This is a genomic window from Pirellulales bacterium, assembly GCA_035546535.1.
Lineage (GTDB): Bacteria > Planctomycetota > Planctomycetia > Pirellulales > JACPPG01 > JACPPG01.
In genome coordinates this window covers 37,787-47,728 of the sequence record DASZWQ010000148.1, presented here as the reverse complement: position 1 = coordinate 47,728, position 9,942 = coordinate 37,787, and the positions used below count along the sequence as shown (strand labels likewise).

The following is a 9,942-nucleotide window of genomic DNA, read 5'->3' as shown; positions in this document are numbered from 1 at the left end:
GACGCCAAGATCGGCAAGACCGACTACGCGATCGATTCGAACTCGATGTACGACCTCATCGAGCGGATGGGAGACATCCCGATCAAGACAGAGCACGGCAATGCTATTTATTTGCGCGACGTGGCCAAGCCGACCGACGCGAATTTCATCCAGACAAACGTTGTTCGCGTGAACGGCCGGCGGCAGGTCTATATCCCGGTGTTCCGGCAGAGCGGAAGCAGCACGTTGAGCGTGGTCGACGCGCTCAAATCGGCAATTCCGGACATGGTCGGGCGATTGTCGCGCCCCGGTATCGATCTGAAGCTCGTAATGGACCAGTCGGTCTACGTGCGGGCTTCGATTTCGGCGCTCGTGCAAGAGGGTGTGCTTGGAGCGGTGCTATGCTCCCTCGTGATTCTGCTGTTTCTCGGCGAGTGGCGGATGACGCTGATCGCGATCATCACCATCCCGATTTCCGTGCTGGGCGCTGTGATCGGTTTGTACGCCTGCGGGATGACGATCAACGTCATGACGCTTGCCGGGCTGGCTTTGGCGATCGGTCCGCTCGTCGATAGTGCGATTATTTGTCTGGAGAACACGCACCGGCATTTGGGTTTTGGCACCGAGCCGAAAGAGGCGGCATTCCTAGGCGCGAGCGAAGTGGCGATGCCCGAACTGGTCTCGACATTGTGTACGTTTTTGGTGCTAGCGCCCTTGGCCCTGATGCCGGGCTTGGGCGAGTTTTTGTACCGGCCGATGGCCCTGGCCGTGGCCTTCGCCATGATTTGCGCGTATTTCCTGTCGCGGAGCCTGGTGCCGTCGTTTAGTGCCATGCTGCTCAAGCCGCACGCCGCGCATGGACCGAAGTCAAAGAACCCGATCGCTCGCGCCTTTGCCCGCTGGGAGAAGGGGATCGACTGGGTGATCGAGCGTTATGCGGCCGGTCTGGACGTCGTGCTCCGGCATCCGCGCAAGACGATCGCGGTCGGCGCCGGCTTGCTGGTCGTCACGCTCCTGGTCTTCTCGCCGATCTTGCGGCGTGAGTTCTTCCCCGAGGCCGACGCCGGATCTTTCGAGATTTACGCCCGAGCTCCATCGGGCACGCGCATCGAGCTCACGGAAGAAAAGATCGCCAAGGTCGAGGAGTTCGTCCGCGAAAACCTGCACGACGACCTGGAGTTGATCATCAGCGAGATCGGGACAACGGCCGATTGGTCGGCGGCCTATACGCCCAATGCGGGGCCGATGGATTCGGTCGTCAAAGTACAATTGACCGAGCACCGGCACCATTCGGCGCAGGACTACGTCGAGATTCTGCGCAAAGGATTCGCGGCCTCACCGGAATTCGCGGAACTCGAATTCGCCTTCGACGCCGGCGGCATGATCCGCGGCGCCATGAACGAAGGCAAGTCAACGCCGATCAATGTTCGCATCCTTGGCAAGAATGTCGAGCAGGCTCACAAGCTGGCCGAAGACATCCGCCAGAGGATCACGCAGATCGATGGCGTCGTCGACACCCGCATCATGCAAAGGCTCGATTATCCGGAATACATCATCGACGTGAATCGCGCGAAAGCAGCCGACTTGGGTCTCGATCAGGCCGACGTGATGCGCAACGTCGTGGCGGCCTTCAATTCCAGCATCCAGTTCAACAAGCGTAATTTCTGGATCGATCCACAGACGCACAATCAGTACTTCGTGGGTGTGCAGTATCCGGAGGAGAACATCGAATCGATCGAGACCTTGCTCGAGATTCCCATTACCAGCCCCGTGCAAAATCGACCGATTCCGCTGAAGAACATCGTATCGCTGCGACGTACCACGGTGCCGGCCGAGGTGAACCATACAAACCTGCAGCCGACGATCGATCTGACGATGGGCGTTTCCGGGCGCGATCTGGGCCACGTCGCCGACGATATCAGCCGCGTGCTCAATGACTTCGGTAAGCAGGACGGAGCGGGCGCCTGGCGGCCGTTCGACCCTCAAGACCATTCGAAAACCTTGGCCGGCGCGAAGATCACGCTCAGCGGCGAGTACGCCCGCATGCAGGAGACGTTCCGCAGCCTGTCGTTCGGGTTGATCCTGGCCAGTCTGCTGATTTATTTTCTGATGGTGGCGCTCGACCGCTCGTGGATCGTGCCCCTGACGGTCATGCTCGTGGTGCCGCTGTGCCTGGTGGGCGTACTGCCGATGCTGTACTTCACGGGCACCGCGCTCAACGTGCAATCGCTGTTGGGCATCATCTTCATCGTGGGCATCAAGGTGGCCAATACGGTGCTAATGACCGATTTTGCGCAAGAACTGCGTCACGCCGAGAGTCTCACTCCCATGCAAGCCATTCGCAAGGCGGCGGTCATTCGCGTGCGGCCCATCACGATGACGGCGCTAGCGGCGTTCTTCGCCATGATTCCGGCGGCGTTGGCATTGGAGCGCGGCAGCGAGGCCAATGCCCCGCTGGCCCGAGCCATTCTCGGCGGCTTGCTGGCCGGCGAACCGGCGACGCTGTTTGTGCTGCCGTGCTTGTACGCCTTGATGGTGCGCGACCGTAAGGGGCATCATGCGGATGAGCATGGCGACGAAGAACGACATCCGCCTGAGGAAGGGCACCGTTCGGACAAAGATACGCCGCCTGCCGAACCCGCGCATTAGTTCAGCAAGTAATTTGACTCCGCAGCGCATCCGGTAGGCGATCAAGAAATCCATCCGCAGTGTTCATGCCGCCCGAGCGGCACCCGAAGGCATGAAAATATGCGTTGGCGGTTATGTTTCGACGTTGGCTTCCGGGCGATTTACTGAGATGACGCAGATTGTAAGAGGAACAGCGACGTTACGTCGCTTCGTCAATCGTTCTGCGGAATCTGTGTAACCTGTGGATCGATCTGTCTGCACAAAAACTGCAGATCAGCCGCCGATCTGATACATCGCGCGCTCGGGCTTTAGAAACGCGTCGCTGTTGATGCCGTGACCGGCCTTCTTGGCCGCCACGCACGATCGAACGAGTTCGGCCAGTTCGGCGTCGGCCGCGCCGCGGCGCAGCAGTGCCCGGGCGTCCCATTCGGTCGTCGAGAAGAGGCAATTCCGCACCTGACCCTCGGCCGTCAGCCGCAGGCGATTGCAATCGCCGCAGAAGGGCTGCGTGACCGGATTGATGAACCCTATCGTGCCGCCACCGTCGACGAAGCGATAATCCGTAGCCGGCTGGCTGGGATCCACCACGGGCAGCGGTTCGAGCCTCGCGATTTCAGCTTCCAGCACGCGGCGGATTTCCTCGCCCGACAGCACCTGCGAATTGTCCCAGGCGGCGTCGGCATCCAGCGGCATGAACTCGATAAAGCGCAGCTCGAAGCCGTGCTCCCGCGCAAAACGTCCGAGCGGCACGATCTGCGCCTCGGTGATGCCGCGGATCGCCACGGCATTCAGCCGGATGCGGCGGAATCCCACCCGCCGGGCCGCGAATAACCCTTCCAGGATGCGCTCGAACCCGTCACGCCGGGCAATGCGGCGAAAGGTCTCGGCATCGAGCGCATCAAGACTGACATTCAGGCGTTTGAGACCGGCGTCATACAAGGCCTGCGCCTGTTCGGCCAGCAGGATACCATTGGTCGTGAGCGCGATGTCGTCGATGCCGGGCACTTGGGCTAGCGCCCGGACCAGCCGGTCGAGATCTTGCCGCACCAGCGGTTCGCCGCCGGTGAGACGCAGCTTGTTCACGCCGAGCCGGGCGACCACGTTGACGAACCGAGTAATCTCCTCGAACGACAGGATTTCGTGACGCGGCTTGAACTGCACATTTTCAGCCGGCATGCAGTAGAAGCAGCGGATATTGCAGCGATCCGTGACGCTAATCCGCAGACTATTGTGCGTGCGGCCAAATGTGTCGACGAGCGGACCGCCGGCCCAGTCGGGCTCCATCAATCGTGCGGCACTCGTCATCATCTGGCTCATAGAGTCAATCATCGCGCAGTGGGCCCTTGATTGCAACGGCTGCTATCAGGGGCGTGGGTCGTGCGGCTCGGGCTCGCGGCCCGGTGTAAAGCCGGGATGTACCCATTCGCTGGTGCCGTCGGCCCAGTTTTCCTTCTTCCAGATCGGCACCACGACTTTCAACGTGTCGATGAGCCATTTGCCGGCCGCAAACGCGGCGTCGCGATGGGGTGAGCTGACGGCGATGGCCACACTGGCTTCGCCCAGCTCAACGTGGCCCAGACGGTGGACGATCGCGCATTCGACAAGCGGCCAGCGTTCCCGCGCTTCGGTTTCGAGCTCGGCCAGCTTCTGCCGGGCCATTTCGGGCAAGCATTCGTAGTCGAGCGACGCGGTGCGGCGGTCGGCCGTGAACTCGCGCGTGGTACCGACGAACAGGACCACGGCGCCAGCGGCTGTCGAGCTCACTCGTGCGAGCAGCGCCGTGGTGTCGATCGGTGATTGGGTGAGCTCCACCACCGGTTATCCTCCGCTCACCGGTGGAATGCACGCGACCTCCAGCCCATCGACGAGCGGCTGCGCATCGTCGGCGTAGTCGGTGCCGATGGCAAACCACACATGACGCGACAGCCCTTCGAGCGACGACGCCTGCGCGACGATCGCCTGACGCAATTGGGCAATCGTCGCGCCGGCCGGGAGCGTCACATCAAGCGCATCTTGCCCGGCCAGCTCGCGCGCGGCGGCGAATAGTTTCACCCGCACCATCATGTGACTACTAACTCCTCACTGCGCGCCGTCAACAGGGTAGCTACGTCGGGCATGACCCCATAGGCCAGCGCCAAGAGCTTGAGCGGATGGATCGTGGGCTTCGAGGTGCCTTGCTCCATCTGCATTTTACACGCGCTGCACTCGGTAGTGCCGGCCTGAAAATTGCCGGAGCGCATCGCCGAAATCAGACCCCAGCCGGCGCGCAGGCTGTTTCGGTAATTCTTGCGCGACAGTCCGTAAGTGCCCGCCATGCCGGAGCAACCGCGCTCGTTGCGCTCGACGGAGAGGCCGGGAATCAACCGCAGCAGGCTTTCGCCCGGCGAACCGATCTGCAGGGCCTTCAAGTGGCACGGCTGGTGATAGCCGACGGTGGCATTAACGGGCCGGAAGTCGAGCTGCAAATGGCCCGTCTGGTGCATCTGCCAGAGATAATGGCAGGCCTCGAACGTATTGGCCGCCACCAGGCGCGTCTCTTCGTCGTCGAGCAGAAGCGGATACTCGCGCGTCAGGCACAGCGCGGCCGACGGTTCGGCGGTGACGATCGTATAGCCCTGCCGAATCGCCTCGGCCAGGATGCGCACGTTAGCCGTGGCGATGGTCCGCGCCGCGTCGATCGCCCCGCGCGAGACCAGCGCCATGCCGCTGGCTCGCTGGTCGGGATGGGCAAAAACAGGCACGCCATTGTGTTCCATCACCGCGACCAGCGCTTCGGCCAGTTGCGGGTCGTGGTAGTTGGCATAGACGTCGACGAAATACAGGACCTTGCGGCCACTGCGGCGAGTAGGCTGCGTCAGACGCCGCCGGGCCGCACGGCGCAAGAAACTGCGAGAGTTGAACCGCGGCAGTTTGCGGCGCTGGGCGATGCCAAATACTTTTTCCACGACCCACCGCGCTTGCCGGTTGCGGATGATCCAATTCGTAAACGGGCTCAGCAGGCCGCCGACCGCACCCACGGTTTCGAGCCTCGTCATGATCCAATCGTCGATCCGCAGGCCGTTGGTGGCCACGTAATTAGCCTTGGCCTCGATCATTAGCTTGGGAATGTCGACGCCGGCCGGGCACTCCAGCCGGCACATCTGGCAGTTGACGCACAAGTCGGCCACGCTCTTGAACGAGTCGGACGCCAGCGCTTGCGGATGCATCTGGCCTGACAGCACGGCCCGCATCAAGTTTGCCTTGGCCCGCGGCGAAGCTTCTTCACTGGGGGCGAAGCGGAAGATCGGGCACATGCGCACCGTGGGATCCTGCGCGCGGCAGGCGCCGCAACCGTTGCAGCTTGTGGTCACTTCCGCCAACTCGGCGCGCGTCCAGTTGAGTTCCAATTCGACCAGTTGCTTGGTAGCATCCTCGGGAGGTGCTTCCGCCGGGGCCGGCGGCGGAGCCGAAAGCACGGTCGGCCGCAGATTGCGCGTCATCAGGTCGGGATCGTCGCCAATGACCTTACCCGGGTTCAGCACGTTCTGCGGGTCGAAGATTCGTTTCACCTCGCGCAGCACCGGGTAAAGTTCGCCGTACTGACGCTGGACGAACTGCGTGCGGCTCAGCCCGTCGCCGTGCTCGCCGCTGATGGTGCCGCCGACCTGAAATACGGCTTCATACAGATCGTTGGCCAGGGCCGCCATCGTCTTGACGTGCTCCGGGTGGTTAGGATCGAGGAACGGCCGAATGTGCAACTGTCCATGCCCGGCATGTCCGAAAAGCGACGCCGTGACCTGGTGCCGCTTCAACACGTTTTGCATCTCGACCAGGAACAGGGCCAGGGCTGCCGGCGGAATCGCAATGTCTTCGATGAATGGCAGCGCTTGCGTCGAGCCCTTCAGACGGTACAGCGTCGGCACGACTTTTTGCGCCAACCGCCACGACAGCTCCATGTCGCCGAGGCCAGTGGCTGAGCGCGAGTCGAAGGCCAAACGCTTGCGCTTGCGCACGCGGTCGACCACTTGCCGCATGCGCTCGCGCAGCTCCTGAGCGTCAGGGCCATCCAACTCCACGAGGAGCAAGGCTTCTGCCTCGGCCGGAATGAGCGCGGCATAGCGCGGATCGGTCTCGCGCGCCAGGCTCAGATGGCGACGGTCCATCACGTCGCACGCGCTGGGGTGGGCTGCCATGATCTCTTCGACCGCGCGCGCCGCTTTTTCCATAAGATCGAAAAAGAACAGGACCGTGCCGACGTGCTTGGGCCGCGGATGAGTGCGGACGGTGATTTCGGAGAATAGGGCGAGCGTCCCCTCCGAGCCGGCCAGTAGCCGGGGGAAATCGAGATACCCGTCTTCCAGTACGCCGGCCAACTCGTAGCCGCACCGGTTGACCAGGCTGCGCGGCTGGTGTGACTTGATCAGCTCGGCGTTTTGCGAAAGTAGACTCGCGAGTTGATTCACCAGCTCGCGTTTTAAAGGGTCGGGATCGTCGCAGGCGCCATTCACCAACGGCTCGCGGCCGACGTTCATCTCGGTGCCGTCGGCCAGGATGATGCGGAGTTGCTCGATATTGTCGCGCGCCGAGCCGTACTTGAGCCAATGCGCACCCGACGCGTCGATCGCCACGACGCTGCCCATCGTGGTGACGTGGCTCATGGCAGGATCGGGGCCGAAGTGGCGGCCGCTCGGCCGCAGCTCTTCGTTCAGACGTTCGAGCACCACGCCGGGCTGGACACGCACCCAATCGTCCCCCATGGCCAGCACACGGCGAAAGTTCTTGGAGAAATCGAGCACGAGGCCGGGCCCAAGCGACTCGCCTGCCAGGCCGGTGCCAGCGCCGCGCGCGTGAATCGGAATCGAGTTCTCGCGCGCGTAGCGTAGCGTCGCGGCGACGTCAGCCATACTGCGCGGGCGGATTATGCCCAGTGGCTTGATCTGATACAGGCTGGCGTCGCTCGCGTAGAGCTGCAGGAATACGTCGTCGCAGCGCACTTCTCCGGCGACCAGCCCGCGAAGGTCTTCCTGGATTCTGCTGCGCTGTTCGTCCATGGGGAGCGGTTGGCGACGGCGGGCGTCGCGTCAGGCGTTGATGCTGGACAGGCTTTGAGCCGGAACGACGAAGCTACTCTGGGCTAACGCGTTGTCGACCGGTCTTAATTGGGCGGAGCGCCGGGCCGCACGGCGCACAGACCGCGCGTTATTCGGTCGCACGGTCATGCCTGGCCGTAACTTCGCGGGACGCGTCCGCCGTGACCGAGGTGGCGCTTCCCAATCGCGCCGCCTGCTGCCGGTAGCGTTCGTGCGTTTCCAGGCTGAAGGGACCGTGCTCGGTCATCGATGGCAATTGCCGATATTCGGCCCGGCAGCGGTAGCAGGTCAGGCTCTCTCCCACGATAAAAAATAGCATCATATCCGCCAGCGCCGTTGCGAAGAGCACCGCGAACGTCAGGTACATCCAGTAGAAGTACCAGGTGATGCAGCTCAAGGTAAAACCGCCCACGACGATCGCCAGGCCGAGCCGGTGCGGAAAATCCTTTCGTACGAACAGGTCGCGGCTGCCACAGATCAGGCACCGGGCCAGCTCCTGGCCGTCCCACGCACCCGCCGGCGTCGGCAGTGCGGCGTGGCAATGCGTGCAAGAAACTCCCGGCGCATCGCTGGCGATCGGAACTTGGGCCGTTTGCTCACAATGAGGGCAGGCGAACGTGACGTTCATAGTCGGTTGCTGGAGACGCAAAGGGCTCAATCCGCCCAGCGGATCAAACCTCTATCATAAAGGATAGGCCGCCTGGGCCGACAGTAGGCCGGAGGCCAGCTCGCCGAGGAAGGTCGTGATCACGGCGACGTACAGTATGCCCGTGGCGCTCTGCGTATTGGGGACTTTGAGCGTTTGCCAGGCCATCCAGGCCAGGATCGCGGTGCCGACCAGTCCGCCCAACCAGCGCATGCCGAGAAACAGCGCCTCGCTCACGTCAGGCCACCCCGCGGTGTCGATTTCGAGCCCCAGTCCCGCCGCGCAGACCAAAGCTCGAAGGAGGACAGCGATCGACAACAATCCGATCAATCGCACCAAGGGCGCTAGCGGCATGCCAGGTGCGTTGAGATACCAGTGTCCCAACAGCATGGCCGCCATCGTGGTGCCGAGCACAAGCCCCCCCGTGGCCGGATCGAGCCCTACAAGCAGGCGCGCGTTCATCGATTCGGTCGCGGGAATCGCCAGCCAGGCCGCGGCCAGGTCGGTTGCCGCGATGGCGGTCAGCAATGCCAGTCCCAGTCGCGAGTGCTCATACAGCCAGGCGACGGCGCCCACGTAGCTGAGCACGGCGGCAATGATCGCGGGCCAGGGGGAGCCAAGCGCACTCTGACTGCTGCCGATCGCTAGCGCCGCGAGCGCATTTAAACCCAAGAGAACGTACAGATTATTGCGGTAATAGCCGCTCGTCACCTGGCGCGGCGGAACGAGCGTCATCGCGGCGGCCATTCCAAAGGCCAGACGCAACACGAATTGAATGAGAATGGCCACGTGTCAGGTGTCGCAATTGCTCGGCGTTTCGAAGCGGTTTGTTCACACTGGTGGGCAAGCCACCAGCGGCACCCTCGGTCGGTGACACCCGCGCGCGTTATCGGCGATCGCCGTAGATCAGGTTCATGATTTCCGAGCGGCTCGAGAGGTTCGAGCGGAACACGCCGCGCATGGCCGACGTGACGCAGATGCTGCCCGGCTTCCGGATGCCGCGGATCGTCATGCAAGAGTGCGAAGCCTCGATGACGACCGCCACGCCCTTGGCCTGCAATTCTTCGACCAACAGGTCGGCGATCGTCTCGGTCATACGCTCCTGCACTTGCGGGCGGCGCGACACGACCTCGATCACGCGGGCGATCTTGCTCAGACCTACCACGCGGCCGTTGGGCAAATAGCCGACGTGGGCCTTGCCCATGAACGGCAGCATGTGGTGCTCGCACATGCTATTGAAGCTGATGTCCTTGACCAGCACGACTTCGTCGTATTTTTCCGTGAAAAACTTCTTCAGGTGCTGCCGGCCGTCGTCGTGGAGGCCGCTGAAGAGTTCGGCATACATGCGGGCAACGCGGGCCGGCGTTTCGCGCAGCCCCTCGCGATCGGGGTCTTCGCCCACGGCCGCCAGAATCTCGCGCACGGCACGGCGAATGCGGGCCTGATCAACCTGGCCAGCGGCCCCGCCGGTCACCGGCGAGCCTTCATCAAGTTCGGCGGTCAGGGATTCGTAAACCGCGTCGGTCGCATCCGCCATAAAGCACATTCCACTGGGCTAGCAGCCTGGGGAGAGATGACATCGTGGCATTCTTCCCTCGTCACTGGATATTAGGGTGGCGC

Annotated in this window: 8 protein-coding genes; 1 reads left to right on the top strand and 7 read right to left on the bottom strand. The window is 62.8% G+C overall.

Annotation, left to right across the window (positions count from 1 at the left end; genetic code table 11):
• Window positions 1-2,628, top strand: a 2,628-nt coding sequence (locus tag VHD36_17665; GenBank protein ID HVU89157.1) for an efflux RND transporter permease subunit, incomplete at its 5' end; no start/stop codon positions are given.
• A gap of 252 nt (window positions 2,629-2,880) precedes the next feature.
• On the opposite strand, the gene moaA is transcribed toward VHD36_17665, so the two are convergent.
• The 7 genes from moaA to folE all read right to left on the bottom strand — a co-directional run bounded on the left by moaA (window position 2,881) and on the right by folE (window position 9,859).
• On the bottom strand, window positions 2,881-3,936 hold the full coding sequence (moaA, locus tag VHD36_17660) for a GTP 3',8-cyclase MoaA (protein ID HVU89156.1): 1,056 nt from the start codon (window positions 3,934-3,936) through the stop codon (window positions 2,881-2,883).
• A 33-nt stretch (window positions 3,937-3,969) separates the two neighbouring features.
• Window positions 3,970-4,422, bottom strand: coding sequence for a molybdenum cofactor biosynthesis protein MoaE (locus tag VHD36_17655; GenBank protein HVU89155.1), 453 nt, complete (start codon window positions 4,420-4,422; stop codon window positions 3,970-3,972).
• A gap of 3 nt (window positions 4,423-4,425) precedes the next feature.
• Entirely contained in the window at window positions 4,426-4,671 is a 246-nt protein-coding gene (locus VHD36_17650) for a MoaD/ThiS family protein (GenBank protein ID HVU89154.1), read from the bottom strand.
• Window positions 4,668-7,637: an anaerobic glycerol-3-phosphate dehydrogenase subunit C gene (locus VHD36_17645; GenBank protein HVU89153.1), complete on the bottom strand. Its 2,970-nt coding sequence runs from the start codon at window positions 7,635-7,637 to the stop codon at window positions 4,668-4,670. The genes VHD36_17650 and VHD36_17645 overlap by 4 nt, the downstream gene beginning before the upstream one ends.
• A gap of 148 nt (window positions 7,638-7,785) precedes the next feature.
• The gene (locus VHD36_17640; GenBank protein HVU89152.1) at window positions 7,786-8,304 is read right to left on the bottom strand and encodes a hypothetical protein; all 519 of its coding nucleotides are present in this window, start codon (window positions 8,302-8,304) and stop codon (window positions 7,786-7,788) included.
• A gap of 54 nt (window positions 8,305-8,358) precedes the next feature.
• Window positions 8,359-9,111, bottom strand: a complete 753-nt coding sequence (locus tag VHD36_17635) for a hypothetical protein (protein HVU89151.1) — start codon at window positions 9,109-9,111, stop codon at window positions 8,359-8,361.
• Window positions 9,112-9,208: 97 nt separating this feature from the next.
• Window positions 9,209-9,859 (bottom strand): GTP cyclohydrolase I FolE, encoded by a 651-nt coding sequence (folE, locus tag VHD36_17630; protein HVU89150.1) that lies wholly within the window; start codon window positions 9,857-9,859, stop codon window positions 9,209-9,211.
• Window positions 9,860-9,942: the final 83 nt, after the last annotated feature.